This window comes from Candidatus Binatia bacterium (assembly GCA_029248525.1).
GTDB lineage: Bacteria > Desulfobacterota > Binatia > UBA12015 > UBA12015 > UBA12015.
Genome location: JAQWJE010000049.1, coordinates 504,802 through 520,295, shown reverse-complemented (window position 1 = coordinate 520,295; position 15,494 = coordinate 504,802). Strand labels below are relative to the sequence as shown.

General features: G+C 61.0%; 12 protein-coding genes and 1 tRNA gene. 10 read left to right on the top strand and 3 right to left on the bottom strand.

The window, feature by feature from the left end:
• Positions 1–6 precede the first annotated feature (6 nt).
• The 9 genes from priA (at position 7) to P8K07_14780 (ending at position 8,619) form a co-directional block, all read left to right on the top strand.
• The gene (priA, locus tag P8K07_14820; protein ID MDG1959793.1) at positions 7–2,469 is read left to right on the top strand and encodes a primosomal protein N'; all 2,463 of its coding nucleotides are present in this window, start codon (positions 7–9) and stop codon (positions 2,467–2,469) included.
• Between the two features lie 118 nt (positions 2,470–2,587).
• Entirely contained in the window at positions 2,588–3,133 is a 546-nt protein-coding gene (gene def / locus P8K07_14815) for a peptide deformylase (protein ID MDG1959792.1), read from the top strand.
• Positions 3,130–4,092 (top strand): methionyl-tRNA formyltransferase, encoded by a 963-nt coding sequence (gene fmt, locus P8K07_14810; protein ID MDG1959791.1) that lies wholly within the window; start codon positions 3,130–3,132, stop codon positions 4,090–4,092. Before def ends, fmt begins: the two co-directional genes overlap by 4 nt.
• Before the next feature lie 3 nt (positions 4,093–4,095).
• Positions 4,096–5,433 carry a 16S rRNA (cytosine(967)-C(5))-methyltransferase RsmB gene (gene rsmB / locus P8K07_14805; protein MDG1959790.1) on the top strand — a complete coding sequence of 446 codons (1,338 nt, stop codon included), beginning with the start codon at positions 4,096–4,098 and terminating at the stop codon, positions 5,431–5,433.
• A 105-nt stretch (positions 5,434–5,538) separates the two neighbouring features.
• Positions 5,539–5,612, top strand: a tRNA-Pro gene (locus P8K07_14800).
• 81 nt (positions 5,613–5,693) lie between these two features.
• Positions 5,694–6,125 (top strand): hypothetical protein, encoded by a 432-nt coding sequence (locus P8K07_14795; protein ID MDG1959789.1) that lies wholly within the window; start codon positions 5,694–5,696, stop codon positions 6,123–6,125.
• Positions 6,126–6,141: 16 nt separating this feature from the next.
• Complete coding sequence (plsY, locus tag P8K07_14790; protein ID MDG1959788.1) at positions 6,142–6,744, top strand: glycerol-3-phosphate 1-O-acyltransferase PlsY; 603 nt, start codon at positions 6,142–6,144, stop codon at positions 6,742–6,744.
• Between the two features lie 270 nt (positions 6,745–7,014).
• On the top strand, positions 7,015–8,187 hold the full coding sequence (locus P8K07_14785; GenBank protein MDG1959787.1) for an ammonium transporter: 1,173 nt from the start codon (positions 7,015–7,017) through the stop codon (positions 8,185–8,187).
• 93 nt (positions 8,188–8,280) lie between these two features.
• Positions 8,281–8,619 carry a P-II family nitrogen regulator gene (locus P8K07_14780; protein MDG1959786.1) on the top strand — a complete coding sequence of 113 codons (339 nt, stop codon included), beginning with the start codon at positions 8,281–8,283 and terminating at the stop codon, positions 8,617–8,619.
• A 35-nt stretch (positions 8,620–8,654) separates the two neighbouring features.
• Here P8K07_14780 and P8K07_14775 read toward each other — a convergent pair whose 3' ends face one another.
• From P8K07_14775 to P8K07_14765, 3 genes are all read right to left on the bottom strand, one after another.
• Complete coding sequence (locus tag P8K07_14775) at positions 8,655–11,435, bottom strand: sigma 54-interacting transcriptional regulator (protein ID MDG1959785.1); 2,781 nt, start codon at positions 11,433–11,435, stop codon at positions 8,655–8,657.
• Positions 11,436–11,824: 389 nt separating this feature from the next.
• On the bottom strand, positions 11,825–13,435 hold the full coding sequence (locus P8K07_14770) for a long-chain fatty acid--CoA ligase (GenBank protein MDG1959784.1): 1,611 nt from the start codon (positions 13,433–13,435) through the stop codon (positions 11,825–11,827).
• Positions 13,436–13,524: 89 nt separating this feature from the next.
• On the bottom strand, positions 13,525–14,475 hold the full coding sequence (locus tag P8K07_14765; protein MDG1959783.1) for a DMT family transporter: 951 nt from the start codon (positions 14,473–14,475) through the stop codon (positions 13,525–13,527).
• A 118-nt stretch (positions 14,476–14,593) separates the two neighbouring features.
• Between P8K07_14765 and P8K07_14760 the strand changes: the two genes are divergently transcribed.
• The gene (locus P8K07_14760) at positions 14,594–15,493 is read left to right on the top strand and encodes a glycosyltransferase (GenBank protein MDG1959782.1); all 900 of its coding nucleotides are present in this window, start codon (positions 14,594–14,596) and stop codon (positions 15,491–15,493) included.
• Position 15,494 lies beyond the last annotated feature (1 nt).

Here is a 15,494-nt window from a genome sequence, read left to right as displayed (position 1 = left end):
CCGATCATGGCTCTCGAGCAAAAAGTCCGCGTCGCCCTTGTTGCCGGCGGACGAGCGCCTGACACGCTGACCTATGCCGTCCCCGAGGACCTTCCCGAATGCGGTGCCCCCGGCACCGTAGTCACGGTCCCCCTCGGCAGTCGACTGGTCTCCGGCATCGTGCTTGGTCCGGCCGACCCCGAGGATCCCGCCGGTTCCGGTCGGTTGCGAAAGATTCGCAACCAGATCGGACGTGCGGCGATCCCTCCTCATATCATCGAGTTGGCAAGTTGGGCTTCGCGCTACTACCGCGCACCCGAGGCTCTGCTGCGCAGGGCGCTACTCCCCCCCGATGCCCGACGCCACACTCGCCAGCATATCCTCCCGCTGCAATCGACGCCTCCCGAAGCAGGGCTCTTCGATCAAACAATCGCGATGGGCCCGATCGAGGATCGGCTCTGGGCCAGCCTGCCGACCAGCGGACTCTCGATCCAGAGTCTGCGCTCGACGTGGGGAAGCGAAACGAATGCTGCGATCCAGAAGCTCAAACGGCAAAAAAGAATTCGCGTCGAGGAGCGCGAGATCGCCCACCGCCAGCCCGCCTTACCCGTTCGGTCCTGCCCGGAATTTGCGGGAGACCTCAAGCGTGCCCCACGACAGCAGGCCCTTTTTAAGCTTCTGCAGAGTCGATATCCTCATGCCGTATCGCGCACCGAACTCCTGCTCGACGATCCCGGAGTGAATCGTTCCGTTACGGCGCTGCTGGCACGAGGTGCGATTGTCGAAGTTCCGGAGACCGCGCTGGTGCAAGAACCAGAGATCGGGCCGACGCTTCGTCGCGAGCAGCAAGTCGCCGTCGAGGCCCTCGAGAATGCCCTCGGGCGCTTCGAACCCTTTCTGCTTTTTGGCATCACCGGGAGCGGCAAAACAGAAGTCCACCTCCGCGCCGCGCAGGCCGTGCGCGCCCGTGGCGAGAGCGTGCTCCTGCTTGTTCCGGAAATTGGCTTGACGCCGCAACTGGTCGCGCAAGCCAATGCCCGCTTCCCCGGGGAGGTCGCTGTTCTGCACAGCGCGCTGAGCGACAACGAACGAGCCCGCACCTGGCATGCGGTCGCGGCCGGAGATCTCTCGGTGGTCATCGGGCCACGCTCCGCTGTATTTGCGCCGGTACGAAACCTCGGCTTGATCGTTGTCGATGAAGAGCACGATGCTGCCTACAAGCAGGAAGAACTGCCGCGCTACCAAGGCCGCGATGTCGCCGTGATGCGTGCCAAGCTGGCCGACTGCCCGGTGGTTCTCGCCTCGGCGACACCCTCTCTCGAATCTTGGCAAAATGCGCAATCCGGCCGCTATCAACTCCTCGAATTGACCACTCGCGCCAACGAAGGACCCCTGCCCGTCGTTCGACTGGTCGATATGAGGGTGTCAGGGAAGAAACCGCCCCAAACGCAATCCGCCCCGGAGAACCCTCTGGAAACTCCCGCCGCGGGAGCATTTTCTCCGGAACTCGAGCAGGCCCTTCTCGAAACGCATGCTGCCGGAGAACAGTCGCTGCTTTTCCTCAATCGTCGAGGATGGTCGCGCTTCCTGCAGTGCGATGGTTGTGGCTACGTGGATATCTGCCCTGACTGCAGCGTGAGCCTCACGATCCATCGGCGCCAACGCGCGGCGATCTGTCACCACTGCGGCTTTGCTCGCCCCCCCCAGAGCCGTTGTCCGGAATGCCGACAACCGCTCGCATCGCGCAGCTTCGGTACTGAGCAAATCGAGGCTTCATTGCATAAATTACTACCCGGCGCGCGAATCGCCCGCCTCGACAAGGATACCGGCGCCAAGCCCGGGTTCCTGCAGAAAACCGTCGATGCCTGGCGCGCTGGTTCTCTGGACGTCCTGATCGGCACGCAGATGATTGCCAAGGGACATGACGCACCAGGTGTGACTCTGATCGGAGTCCTTCTCGCCGACGCGTCGCTGCATTTTCCCGACTTCCGCGCCGCGGAGAAAACGTTCCAGCTGCTGGCACAGGTCGCCGGACGCGCCGGGCGAGGGGACCGCCCCGGACGGGTGCTGATCCAGACTCGTCAACCAGAGCATCCTTCGCTGAACTTTGCCCTCGAACACGATTTTCGAGGGTTTGCTGCCGGTGAACTCACGTCACGAGCCGCACTCGCCTATCCACCCTTCGGCCGTCTGGTACGAGTGATCATCGAGGGCCCCGCCGAAGAGTCCGCTCAGCACGCCGAACGAGTGGCCCATCATTTGCGACGGGCCGCCGGCAGCCTGGAAGGCGTGGAGCCGGGCGAGGTCATGGTGCTCGGACCGGCGCCAGCACCGATTGAACGACTTCGAGGACGTGACCGCCATCAAATCCTGATCAAGGGCAAGGACGCCCCTCAAATTACGCAGACGCTCGCCCGAGCCCGCCTCGCGTCAGGCACCACAGACAAAACCCGCACCATCATCGATGTCGATCCGGCCGGTATGCTCTGATTCTCCCGAGCCTTGCGACAGAACGTAAAAGTTCAACGCTGTCCTGCCGCCGCCGGGGCTGCCGGTCGCCCAAAGTCACGCGTGGAGCAATTTCGGCTGGCGTGGTAGGATTTTACGGATGGGAGTTCGCCGCATCCTGACCTATCCCGAAGCCTCGTTGAAAGACATGGCCGAGGACGTCAGCAATATCACCGGGGAGACGATTCAGGCGATCGACGATATGGCCGAAACCATGTACGCGGCCCCCGGTATCGGACTCGCCGCTCCCCAGATCGGTGTTGCCGAGCGCATGATCGTACTCGATATTGGGCAGGAAGATTCCGGCGGGGAGCATAAGCCGAATCTGATCGAGTTGATCAATCCGGAAGTTCGCGAACGCGGCGACGACTGGATTACCTACGAAGAGGGTTGTCTATCCGTCATTGACTATCGTGCCGAAGTCACCCGCCCCGAGCAGATTCTGGTCGTGGGATGGACGCGTGACCAGAAAGAAATCCAGATCGAGGCCGATGGGCTTCTTTCGGTGTGCCTGCAGCACGAAATCGACCACCTCGATGGGACTCTCTTTCTCGATCGGCTCAGCCGGCTGAAGCGAAGCATGTACGCCAAGCGCGTAAAGAAAGCCTTGCGAGAGGGAAAACCCATCTCGCGGGAAGACGATTGAACCTCTCGGCTTTGCCCGCAGGGCCGTTACGGATCGTCTTTCTCGGGACGCCCGATCTGGCAGCTAGCGTCCTGAGAGAATTACGAAAAGGTCCCGACACCATAGTCGGCGCATTCACAAAGCCTGACGCCCGGAAGGGGCGCGGCCTCCAATGGTTGGCTCCTCCCGTCAAGGACGTTGCCGAGGAGTTCGGCATTCCTGTCTACCAACCCGAGAATTGGCGCGACTCCGCCACCCTGGACACCCTGCGTTCCCTGAAACCCGACCTCGCGATTACCGCAGCTTACGGCAGAATCCTGCCGCAGGCCGCACTCGAAATCCCGAAGTTCGGCTGCCTGAATGTGCATGCTTCCCTGCTGCCTCGCTGGCGCGGCGCCGACCCGATCCGACAAGCCATTCTGGCCGGCGACGCCGAGACGGGGATCACGATCATGGAGATGGTACTCGAGATGGATGCCGGCGATGCGCTTTGGCAGAGGAAGCTCACGATTGCCGACCACGATACTCTGGCGAGCCTGGAGAGTCGGATGGCCTCGCTCGGAGGGAGCACCCTCACGGAGGCACTGAAGCTGTGGCGGGCGGGTGATCTTCGGGCCACAGCGCAGGATTCCTCGCGGGTGACCATGGCACCGCTCTGCCGCAAGGCCGACGGGAAAATCGCGTGGACCGATTCGGCATCGGCGATCGAGCGCCGCATCCGGGCTTTTTCTCCCTGGCCCGGCGCAACCTCGCAGTTCGCAGAACAAACTTTGCGAATTTGGCAGGCCGACCTCGAGGAGACCTCCACCAAGACTGCGCCCGGAGAGTTGATTGCTGTCGATAAAAACGGCCTGCTGGTCGCTACCGGCACGGGGGCCCTCCGCCTCATCGAGATTCAGCCTGCAGGTAAAAAGCGGATGCTGGCAGCCGATTGGGCACGCGGTGCAAGGCTGACGGCCGGCATGCGTCTGGGTTCCTGAACGATGGCCGCCACAAACAAATCCTCTCGACCACCCAGCGTCCGGCGAATCGCTCTGGACATCATCTGTGAGGTGGAGGCCGGCGGATACTGCGATGTGATTCTTGGCAATACCCTGGCTCACGCCAACCTTGCCCCGCGCGATGCAGCTCTCCTCACCCGTATGGCCTATGGCGTCTTTGCCTGGCGAGATCGTCTCGACTGGACGCTCGCCCCCCTCGCCCGCAAAGGTTTCGACAAATTGGACCCCGAGGTACGGGGAACCCTTCGCCTGGGTCTTCTCCAGCTCCTCTTTCTCGACCGGATCCCCGAGCACGCGGCTGTATCGACCAGTGTGGACCTCGCTCGGGGCGCCGCCGGGAAAGGCGCTGGCGGTCTGGTCAATGCCATCCTCCGCCGAATCCAGCGTGAAGGCGAGAGGCGGTTGCCCAAAGGGCCCACCCACGCGCGATTGGCGATCGAATACTCTCACCCCGCATGGTTGGTGAAACTCTGGGGAAGCGAACTCGGTTGGGACACCACCCGTGAACTCCTCGCCGCCAACCAGAACGCGGCACCGACCTGTCTCCGCGTGCCTCTGGATCAAAACCGGGAAAGCGTGATCGAGTCTCTTCTCGAGCAAAATATCGCCGCCCGCGCCGGGGAGTTCAGTAGCCGGGCGATCCGCCTCGACGGCCCCCTCGGTGCCGTTCGCGCCGATCCGAACTTTGCGAACCTCATCCCCCAAAGCGAGGCATCCCTCCTCGTCGCCGAATTGATGGCCGCAAAGTCGGGCGAAGCGATTGCGGACCTCTGTGCGGCACCGGGGGGGAAAACAGAACTGCTGCGAGAGGGCGTCGGCCCCGGAGGACTCGTCGTCGCAACCGACAAAGCGCCCAGTGGGCTGCTTCGGCTGCAGGGCCGCGGGCTCTCGCCCCTTGCGCGATGCGACGCCGCTCATCCCCCCTTCCCGGCCGAGAGCTTCGATGCTGTCCTTGTCGACGCACCCTGTTCGGGACTCGGCACCTTGCGTGGTCATCCCGAGATTCGGTGGCGCCGCGAACCCCGAGACCTGGCAAAATTGGCCCGAAAACAAGGCGATATCCTCAACGGTGGGGCCTCTTTGGTGCGCTCCGGCGGCCGGATGGTCTACGCCACCTGCACCTTCGTCCGCGAGGAAAATGAGGCTGTCGTCCAGCGCTTTCTCGCCGAACACCCCGAATTCTGTCTCGAACCCGCAAACGAAATTCTCGAAGCAGGCATGCATGCGGGCGTCACGCGGAACGGTTTTCTGGAAACCTCGCCTCTCGGCGGCGGCCTGGATGGTTTTTTCGCGGCCCGGCTGCGACGCAGAGCCAGATGATCCCCGGCCTCGCGGTAACCAGGCTTGCCCGGGATCTGCTTGCGCGCGGAAGCGACTCTGCTAATTCCAGTTCTTCCGGTTGCCGGTGGCATCCCCCGCACAACACGGGGTGTAGCTCAGCCTGGTAGAGCACTGCGTTCGGGACGCAGGGGTCGTAGGTTCAAATCCTGTCACCCCGACTCGAGTGCGGATGGTGTCACCTGGCGCCGGATCCCGAGCCTCTTTGCGGAGCGGCGACCCGATGATACAAGCTGGGACTGGTGCGAGCACTTCTTCTTCTGGCGACTCTGGTTTCGCTGTGCCTTCCATCCGCCGGACGGGGCCCCTCACTCGCGTTCGCCGTCGAACCAACACCGACCCCGTCGGCATCGACTGCGGAAGACAAGCGCCTCGTGGCAGCAATCGACGAGCTGAGCACACGGCTGAGGCTCCTCGAGGAAACGGCCGCCGCTCAAGCCGCGAGCGCTCAATCGCCGATCTGGGCCGTCGAGGGCTTCGCCGAGATCGACCGCCGCATCGAGCGCCTCGCTCGTTATCAGGAAAGGGCCCTTGCCGCTCTGGAGAATCCAGCACCCAGACTCAGCGAACCCATGGTCTTGTTCAGCGTCGGTCTTTGCATGCTCGTGCTTGGTTTCATCGGCGGCCGTGTTCTCGGCAATCGACGCAGTCGAGACCGTCGAGGCCTGCTGTGATCTTCGGAGACCCGAGATGAACCTCGAGTTGTTCGCAATCGCTTTGGGTGCCTATTTTATTGGCTCGTTTCCCGCCGGCGTTCTTGCTGCCAGAATCGCCCATATCGAAATCCGGACTTCCGGCAGTGGCAATATCGGCGCCACCAATGTCGCACGAACCGCGGGGCGATGGCTGGGCGGGCTGACCTTGCTCCTCGATATTGCCAAAGGAGCCTTACCGGTCGCGTTGGCCCAGATGCTCGCCTCTTCAACGCAGCCGATCACCTCGCTGGCTGATCCCGGGATCGTGGCTGGTGCAGCGGCGTTTGCGGGCCACCTCTTCCCCCCTGCCCTCGGGTTTCGCGGCGGGAAAGGGGTCGCAACCGCGCTGGGGGTCATCGCCGCCCTGGCCCCGGGCGCCTTGATTGTGCCCCTGATTTTGTTTGCCTTCCTGGTCGGCATCACCCGGCAGGTATCGCTGGGGTCGGTAGCCGCTGCCCTCATCGGCCCGATCGCTGCTCAAATGGCAGGCTACCCGGCACCCATCGTGGTCCTGATGGCTGTCCTTGGGGCTGCCATCCTGATTCGCCACAAGGAAAACCTGAGCCGCCTTCGCGCTGGCGAAGAGCCGCGGTTTTAAGAACCGCCTCAACCAATCGCACCTGCTCAATATTGATGCGATGCTTAAACTTTAGGCCGCCGTATGCCGCATTTATGATCGCCGCGACGGAGATTGCTGCATGATTTCGCGGCATCGCCTTTGCATTGTTCGCCGTGCATGAGGCATCCAAGCGATCGATCGATAATGGCGAATTTCTTCCCGAAGGCTCTGGCCGGACTGCTGCTGGGGCTGGTCCCCAGCGTCGCGCAAGCACAGGAAGGTGTTCTCGACTCCGGAGATACGGCCTGGATGATGGTCTCCACGGCCTTCGTCATCATGATGACCGCGCCCGGCCTGGCGCTCTTCTACGGCGGACTTGTGCGACGTGCCAATATCCTCAGTGTCCTCATGCAATGCCTCACCTGCATGGGCGTGCTCACACTCGTATGGATCGTGATCGGCTATACTCTGGCATTCGGCCCGGATATCGGCGGCGTCATCGGCGGACTCGACCACATCGGGCTCGCGGGAATCGGCCTCAAGCCGGGAGAAGGCGAAACCATTCCACCACTTCTTTTCGCAGTTTTTCAGGGAACTTTTGCGGTGATTACGCCGGCCTTGATCGTTGGAGCGTTCGCCGAGCGCATGAAGTTCAGCGCCTTTCTGATCTTCTCGGTCCTCTGGTCCATTTTCATCTATTCGCCTCTCTGCCACTGGGTTTGGGGCGGCGGCTGGTTGGGAGCGCAGGGCGATCTCGACTTTGCCGGCGGCACCGTAGTCCACGTCTCCTCGGGCACCGCGGCCCTGGTGGCCGCGCTGCTGATCGGAAAACGACTTGGGTATGGTCACGAGCCGATGCCACCGCATAACCTGCCCTTCACGGTGGCAGGCGCCGCACTGCTCTGGGTGGGCTGGTTCGGTTTCAACGCCGGAAGCGCACTCGGCGCGAACGAGGACGCCGTCCTGGCCTTCGCGACCACCAATACCGCCGCGGCAGCAGCGTTGGTCAGCTGGGTCCTCATCGAATGGGTGACCCTTGGAAAGCCGACCGCGCTGGGCGCTGCCTCCGGATTGGTCGCCGGTCTCGTCGCGATCACCCCCGCATGCGGTTTCGTGACCCCTATGGCCGCGTTGGTCATCGGGCTGGCGGCGGGGATTCTCTGCTTTTACGGGATTCGCCTCAAGGAGCGGCTCGGGGCGGATGATGCCCTTGATGTTGTCGGGATCCACGGCGTCGGCGGAACATGGGGAGCTCTGGCGACAGGGATTTTTGCGCTCGAGGTCGGCGGGATGGGCCAATTCCTCATCCAGCTGGAAGGCGTTGTCATCACCATTTTGTTCGCCGGCATCGGATCCTGGATTCTTCTCAAAATCACCGATGCGTTGGTTGGGCTCCGGGTAGAAGAAGAAGAGGAGCAACTCGGGCTTGACCTCGCGGAGCATAGCGAACGCGGTTATGTGCTCGGATCCTCAGCAGATTGATGCACAGCATCAATCTGCGCGAATCCTGCGGCAGGACTTGCCGACAGGCGCGGGCCTGATAGAAGTCCATTCTTCCCGAAATTGAGGTCATCCATGAAAAAGGTCGAAGCCATCATCAAGCCGTTCAAATTGGACGAAGTGAAAGAGAGTCTGGGAGCCATTGGCACACAGGGACTCACCGTCACCGAGGTCAAGGGTTTCGGACGCCAAAAAGGGCACACGGAACTCTATCGCGGAGCCGAATATGTGGTGGACTTTCTGCCCAAGGTGAAGCTCGAAATCATCGTCGCCGATGACCGACTCGCCGATGTCGTCGATGCCATTGAAAAGGCCGCCAAGACGGGTCGGATTGGCGACGGCAAGATCTTCGTTCTCCCGGTGGATGACGTCGTACGCATTCGCACCGGCGAGCATGGAGAAGAAGCCCTCTAAGACTCGCGGTCGCTCGACCAACAAGGCACCGCGAATCAGGGCATCGAAAGATCCAGATCCTTGATCATGCGGTTCAAGTTGGAGCGATGAACACCGAGAACCTTCGCCGCGGCCGCCTGGTTGCCTTGATTGGCGGCCAGAGCCTCAATGATCAGGCCCTTTTTATGGGCCAACAGGAGTTCCTTGAGAGAAGCCGAACCGACAACCCCACCCCGCGCTTCGGTCTTTGGGGAAACCTCAACCGACGTCTCCCGGCCCTTGCTTTCGGACAGGGGAGTATCAAGCGCCCCCCCGGGCAGTTGCAAGATGGGGCCGCGACCCATCACCAGGGCACGCTCGATCGTGTTGCGCAGCTCGCGAATATTCCCCGGCCAATCATAGCGCTGAAGGATGTCGAGTGCTCCGGACGAAATTTCCTCGATCTCACGTCCGAGTCCCGGACCAAGAGTGTCCGCGAAATGAGCGACAAGCCCAACGATGTCCTCCTTTCGCTCGCGCAAGGGAGGCAACTGAATGGGCACCACATTCAATCGATAGAATAAATCCTCGCGAAAACGGCCCGCACGCACCTCACCGAGAAGGTCCCTGTTGGTCGCTGCGACAAGTCGGACATCTACCTGAAGGACGACGTTACTTCCCAGCCTCTGGATCTCGCCCTCCTGGAGCGCGCGAAGCAATTTGGCCTGCACAGTCAACGGGAGCGTATCGACGTCATCGAGAAACAACGTCCCGCCATCTGCGACTTCAAATCGACCGAGCCGACGTTTTGTGGCTCCCGTGAAGGCTCCGGGCTCGAAACCGAACAGCTCACTTTCGAGGAGACTTTCCGGAAGCGCGGCACACGCAACCTTGACCAACGGCTGCTCGGCTCGAAGGCTGGACTGATGGAGCTGTCGCACTGCGAGTTCCTTGCCCACCCCAGTCTCGCCGATTACCAGGACGGAGGCCGAGGTACCCGCAACAGCCTCGACCTGAGAGAGGGCCTCCCGCAACAGGGGGCTGCTTCCGATCAACTCGCTTGTACCCTGATCCGAGCGAGCTTCGGCGCGCAGGAACAGGTTCTCCTGCTCCAACCTCGCTCGGAGTTCATGAACCTCGGTCCACGACCGAGCATTCTCCAGCGCCACTGCGACGGAAGTCGCCAATAATTTGACCAAAGCGAAATCCGAGGCCGTGTAGGGCGCACCCGAAGCAGGCGGGCCGCATAGAAGCGCCCCGATAAGATCCTCCCGTGCCGGCATCGCCGCCATCAAGCTGATCCCTTCCCGGCGCGCATCCACGACCGCACCCGACAGGGCGCCGCCCGGAGCGGCCGCAGGCTGGGTCACCAGGCTGCCCCCGGTGAGAATCAGTTGGTAGAGGCTGCTCCCGGGCTCGATGAAACGTCCGTTCTCCCGGTCGGAAAATTCGAGCAGAGGCTGCCCGACGGAGCCAAGGACACAACGAACCCACGAGGCGCCAAGCGCATCACCCAGTATCTTCTCCATATATTCGGCAATTTTTGCGGGATCTCTGATACCGGACATCTCGACGGCCGCCGCCTCCAATGTGACTCGAGATCGTTGCCTCTCGGGGATCAAGACCGCCTGCAGGAGCCCCTCCAGCATACGATAGGCTCGCGGCCATATGGCGAGCATCGCGATCACAATCAGGCTGGTCGCAAAAATGACCCCCCACGCCTGAGCGGTATCCAGAAAGATCTCCAAAAAGGCGAAGCCGTTATATCCAACACTGAGGGTAACCAGAAAAAGGCTCAACCGCCCCAGAGAGCGCCGGGCCTCGCGACCAAAACCGAAAAGCCCATAGCGCAACATGCCGATGGAAATGGTCGAGGAGAAAATCAGGAGCGGATTCGCCCAGACGAGCGGCTCCAGATAGGAGAACTGCTCGCCGCCATAGAGATTCAGGACAAGAAGTCCGCACATCGTAAATCCGCCCAGAATGATACCGCGGAGAAAAAGCTTTGCCTGCCCCCGAACCCCAGTGTTCGCGTGCGTGAATGCCGTGAAGGCGACATTGCAGAACAAGAGGGCGAAGCCGAGCAAAAGGAGCCTGACGCGCAAAAATTCCATCCAGTAAAAGTTCGGAGACTGCGACTGCATCCAGACCATCTCGCCGACCACAAACGCCACGGCGATCGCCCAGATCAAGCCGAGAGTCGCTCGAGGGAACGAACGCAGAGGATTGCGAGCCACGGGAAATACGAAAGCCAGAATCAGGACCCCTGCCACCGTCGGGATGCCAAAGACTTGCGGGACCCACGAGTAGTGATGCGCGAAATAAAGGATCGGCAATGCGAAGCAAAATTGGTTGGTAACCCCCACACCGACCATGAAAAGCGCCCGCGTACTGGGCGAGTCCGTGCGTACGAAAACAGGGAGCGCGAGTGCTCCCATGAAAATCAGCCCGACCCCTAGAAGAGGCATCCAGACTCGGTAGGCGATCGCCTGAGAAAATTCCTGGACGGGCACAACGAAGGTTTTTTGCCGCCCTGTAAGTACGTTCTCCATCCGGTACCGGACTGGCTCTCCCGGGGTGAGCCCAGCCACCATCTCGTAGACAGAGCTTCCCGAGGACACTGCAACCCCGTCGACATGGGTCACCCGCATCCCTGCCTCCAGCCCTTGCAACTCGTCCTGCACCTCCGGCGCCGCGAAGAGTTTCAAGGCGACGGCTCCGTTAGTACGCATGGGGAAACCCGGCCAGATCGAGTCCTCAAACTGGAACACGGCGCCGTATCCCGCGATCGCCATCATCGCCGAAGCGATCAACCCGATCGAGCAGAGGGAACGGATACGTTTATCGAACGCCTGCATGGAGGCTCCTTCCGGGAATCGAACGTGCAATCACGCCAGAGAGCCCGCGGCAGTGTTGGCTTTTTCATACACCCCACGAGTCAAATTGTGAACCTCGTAATTTGTTATCTTTTTCACGACGCCGAGGCCGCACGGACTCGAAATCCAAAATCTATATTTATTGCTGAAAATACAGTATCTTGGAAGAATATCCGACTGGCGCATCGAAGATCCGAACCTCGCTGAAGGCATGGCACGATACCTGCTGTGATAACAGTGATTGCAAAGCTTTGCGGCATGTCTGTGGGGGCACTCGCCGTGAAGAAAAGGGAAGGGCCCTGCCGGCAGCTGTCGGTGGGGCCTTTTCTTGTTCTGCCGTCCTCCCTCCCCGAGGCTGCGCCGACTCTGGATCAGATCGTTTCCACCTGCAGTGTGCCGGATTCGTGCTGGGCGCGCAGGACCTTCTTGTCGAATTTACCCACGCTGGTTTTCGGCACTTCCGGGATAAAGGCCCATCTCTCCGGCAACCACCATTTGGCCACCCGGCCGGCCAGAAAGTCTCTCAAATCGCTTGCAGATTCCGAGGCACCGGATTCCAGAACCACGCACGCCAGCGGCCGCTCATCCCAACGATCATCAGGAACCGCGACGACCGCTGCTTCCACGACAGCAGGATGTGCCATGATCTCGTTTTCCAGTTCCACCGAGGAGATCCACTCGCCGCCCGATTTGATCACATCCTTGGCCCGGTCTGTGATCTGAACAAAGCCCAAGGGGTCGACGTTGCCCACATCCCCTGTCCGGAGCCATCCATCTTGAAACTTGTCCTCGGAAGCGTCCTTGTAATAGCTCCCGGTGATCCAGGGGCCGCGGATTTGCATTTCGCCAAAAGCCTCCCCGTCCCATGGCAGCGGCTGACCCGCGTCGTCCACGATGCGAAGCTCCACACCCGCAAAAATCCGACCGGTCTTGGTCCGCCAATCCAGATCCGTGCCGGGAGCGGCGGAGCGGGGAGGATGAGCTATGGCCCCGAGCGGGCTCGTCTCGGTCATGCCCCAGGCCTGAATCATGCGCACGCCGTACTTCTGATCCAATTTCTCCATCAAGGTCCGCGGGACCGCAGAACCGCCGCAGACGACCATCCGGAGCGAGGACAGGTCGAGCTCCTCCGAATCGCCGTAGCGGAGAATATCGTTCCATACGGTCGGCACCGCGCCCGAAAAGGTCGGCTTTTCGGCGGCAATCAGTGCCGCCAGGGGCTCCCCCTGAAGATGACGCTCCGGCAGAATGAAATCGGCCCCACTCATCCAGGAGGAATGCGGCAAGCCCCAGGCGTTGGCGTGGAACATCGGCACGATCATCAGCACCCTGTCCTGCTCGCTGAGAGCAAATCCGTTCCCCGACACAGAAGCCATCGCGTGCAGCACGCTGGATCGGTGACTGTAGACCACCCCTTTCGGGTTCCCCGTGGTGCCGCTGGTATAACACATTGCGGCTGCCTGATTCTCCTCGATTTGCGGCCAGATATAGTCGCCCGACTCAGCGGCCAGCAGCTCCTCGTAAGCAAGAGTCTCCCCCAGCGGCGAACCGTCCCCGTCACCGACCAGGATAAACTTCGGTCGCTTCTTCAGGTCTCCGACGATCCGGGCCAACAAGGGTACCAGCGAATCGTCGACCAGGATGACGTCATCCTCTGCATGTTCGATGACGTAAAGAAGTTGCTCGGGGAACAAACGGATATTGAGGGTATGCAGAACCGCTCCCATGCATGGGACGGCAAAATAAGCCTCCAGGTGCTCCTGGTCGTTCCACATGAAGGTGCCCACTCGATCCCCCGGCTTGACGCCGAGGCTCTCCAGGGCCTGTGCGAGCTTCCGTGCACGAAACTCGACCTCGGCAAAGGTAGCACGCCGGCTCGATTCTCCCTGAAACGTCACCACCTCGCTGGCGCCGTAAACCGTCGCTCCATGGCGCATGATCTCCGTGATCGTCAGTGGGCAATCCTGCATCGTACTGATCATTTTCAAGAACCTTTCCTTCAGAGAGTGAATAATCTCGCCCGGGCCTATCGGCTTTTTCTCAAGCGTGCCAGAGGTCGACGAGGGAGTGTCTAGGGAGCTTCTGTCCCCGCAACCCCCTCCGCAAGAGCCTCGGCCTCATCGGGTTCCTGTGCCAGCACGACAAAACCGATGGAGCTCAAAACAATGATAAAGCCGGCCAGCTGGACGCCGGTAATCTCCTCGCCGAGAAAAAATGCCGCGCCGGCTGTGGCCACCACCGGGGCTGCCAAAAGCACAATCGAAATCTGCAACGCCGAAACATGTGCGTGTGCCCAGTTGGTAAGCACATGCCCCAGAGTCCCCGGAAGCAGGGCCAGAGAGGCAATCACGATGAGGTCCGTGTCCGAGGGAGAGCCCAGATCTTCGCCGAGGAAAAGGCAGGCTCCTCCCATGCAAACACCTGCTACCGTCGTCATGCCGACCACGTATTCTGCCGTCCCCACGCCTTCCCGAACTCGTTTGGAAATCAGAAAATATCCGGTGAAGGCAAACAGGTTCCCGACGCCGAGAAGGTCGCCGAACCCGGCCGCAGCTTCGCCGAGCGACCCCCATACAACCAGAACGGTCCCTGCGATCGCGACGAGACTGGCTCCGAGAACACGCGGGGATGCTGGCTCGGCAAAGAGTCTCGCGGCCACCAAAAGAACGAGGACCGGTTGCAGAGCGCCGATGATCGTGACGTTGGCGATCGTCGTGAAGTTCACAGCCGTGAAGAAAAACAGCTGGTGCGTGGCAAAGAGAACGCCGCCGGCCATCGAGCCGAACAGCCAGTCCCGCCCCAAGGAGGCTCGCAGGCGGGGTACGCTCAAAATGAAGACCCAGAGGATCGGAATGGCCAACCAGAGACGATAAAAAGCGGTTACCGGACCGGTCGTCGAAACCGCCTTGATCGCCACGGCACTATAGCCCCACGAGGCCACCGCCACAGCGACTGCGAACAGACCAAGGCCTGTTCGCTTCTTTGCCGGCGGCAGAGAAGCCTCGATCTCGGGCGGGTGCATCCTTGCAGGATAGCCCCCCCGGGATCTGACTTCATCCGTTCTTTTCCCACAAGCATCGTCATTTTGGGCCCGAGGCGCCCCATATGCACCCTGACGCGAGACACGGTAATAAGAAAAAGTGCCGTTTCTTCAGAAACTTGGCGAGCGGATCTTTTCCCGCTGGCGCGGGCGTCGCGGCGTCGACATCATCGTCCCGATTTTCGGAGCACGGGAAGCAACGCGGGCGTGCATCGAAAGTGTGCTGACGCATGCCTCCGGCGATTGGCGGCTCTTTCTGATCGACGACGCCAGTCCGGATCCGCAGATGCAGCCGATGCTACGCGATCTTGCGGGACAGCACCCGCAGGTCTGCATCCATCAGGCCCGGGAAAACCGGGGGTTTGTCGCCACGGCAAATATCGGCATGCATCGCGCGACCAGAGATAATCGCGACTCCTTGCTTCTCAACAGCGATACTCTCGTCCCGAAAAGCTTCAATCAGAGACTGGCCGATTCCGTCTACGAAGATCCTTTGACAGGAGTCGCCAGTCCCTTCACCAATAATGGGACGATCTGCAGCATTCCTGAATTCATGAAGGAAAATCCGCTTCCCCGGGGCTTTACTCCGGACTCCTTCGATCGACTCGTTCGGAAAGCGAGCATGCAGACAAGGCCCGAACTCGTCACCGCCGTCGGGTTCTGCATGTACATTCGCTGCACCACGATCCGCGAAGTCGGCTTCTTCGACGAAGCTAATTTCGGCACGGGCTACGGTGAGGAGAACGATTTCTGCGAGCGAGCCAAAGCGGCGCAATGGAAGATCCGCCTCTGTGACGATCTTTTTGTCTTTCACGCAGGCAGCGCCTCTTTTGGTGAAACAGCCGCGGAGCAGCGGGAGAGCCACAACCTGAAGATTGGTCAGATGCACCCCAGCTACCACCGCGACGTGCAGAAGTTTATCCGCGAGAACCCTCTGAAGGAACTTCAGAAAAATATCGTCCGCCAGATCAAAGCGAGCGAAGGGCAGAGCGAGAGCTGAT